The organism is Stenotrophomonas sp. 3(2025), from assembly GCF_052665395.1.
Genome location: NZ_JBQOIF010000049.1, coordinates 1 through 1,253, shown reverse-complemented (window position 1 = coordinate 1,253; position 1,253 = coordinate 1). Strand labels below are relative to the sequence as shown.

Here is a 1,253-nt window from a genome sequence, read left to right as displayed (position 1 = left end):
TGATCTGGCTCCCTGAAAACGGACGCCATGAAGCCGTTTCAGGCGGCAGCCCTGAGCTGCCGGGCGTAGGCATTGGGCGATTGATAGCCCAGTGCCGAGTGTAGCCGGGCGGGATTGTAGAAGCCGTGGATGTAGGTGGCGATGGACTGGCTGGCCTGCTCCCGGTTTGAGTAAGGATCAGCGGCCTCTTCGGCCTTGAGCGTGGCAAAAAAGCTCTCGGCTACTGCGTTGTCCCAGCAATTGCCAGGCCGGCTCATGCTTTGGACCACCCCGTGGGATTGCAGGAGCTGGCGAAACTCATTGCCCCAGTATTGCCCGCCTCGATCCGAATGGAAGATCAGGCCAGGCCGTTGTGGATGCAGGGCCCAAGCGTTGGCAAAGGCTTTCACCACCAGGTCCTCGGTCATCCGGTCGGAAGTGCTGTAGCCCAGCACCTGTCGGGTCTGGACGCTGATGACCACCGCCAGATGCAGCCAGCCCTGACGGGTGGCGACATAGGTGATGTCTCCGACCCACGCCGTCGGCCCGGCACCAGGAGCGAATTTTCGATCCAGCAGATTCGGGGCGAGGGTCGAACTTCCGGCCGAAGCGTTGCGCCGCCAGCGCCCCTTGGTCTTACCCTGGATGCGCTCCTCGGCCATCAGCCGCGCCACGCGCTTATGGCCGATGTGATGATTCCGGTCGCGCAGGGCCCTGACCAGCCGATGTCGTCCATAGCTGCGCTTGCTGGCCGCATGGATAGCCCGAAGCTCGGCACGGAGTGCTGCATCGGGGTCGGTGGCTGCGCCGGACTGTCGGCGCAGATAGTCATGGAATCCAGAGACGGATACTCCGAGAACACGGCACAGTACCCGGGTCGGGTAGCGAGTCCTATGGCTGGCGACGAAGGCGTACCTCACTTGGACTCTTTGGCAAAGAACGCCGCCGCTTTTTTTAGGATTTCCCGCTCCATCCTCAGGTTGGCGTTCTCGGCCCGCAGGCGGCTGATCTCGCTTTCCAGGTCGGTGGCCGGTCTACGGGCCTCCGAGGTCAGCGACCGGCCGGCCCGAACAGCGTCGACCCAATTGGCCAGCGTTTTGACCGACATCTCCAGTTGTCGGGCCGCTGCGGCTGGGCCGAGTGACTCGGCCAGCGCCACAGCCTGGTGCTTGAACTCATCGGTGTAGCTACGGCGGGTGATACGGGACATAAAAGGACCTCCAAGTGCGATCAAAGTATCGCTTCTTGGCGTCCGCTCACGGGGAGCCAGATCA

At 62.9% G+C, this 1,253-nt stretch carries 2 protein-coding genes; both read right to left on the bottom strand.

Translation table 11 applies throughout. From position 1 onward, the window contains the following. Positions 1 to 38 precede the first annotated feature (38 nt). The gene (locus tag ACUXVE_RS20030; RefSeq protein WP_445515020.1) at positions 39 to 899 is read right to left on the bottom strand and encodes an IS3 family transposase; all 861 of its coding nucleotides are present in this window, start codon (positions 897 to 899) and stop codon (positions 39 to 41) included. After that, positions 896 to 1,253, bottom strand: a 358-nt coding sequence (locus tag ACUXVE_RS20025; RefSeq protein WP_445515019.1) for a transposase, incomplete at its 5' end; no start/stop codon positions are given. The genes ACUXVE_RS20030 and ACUXVE_RS20025, both read right to left, overlap by 4 nt.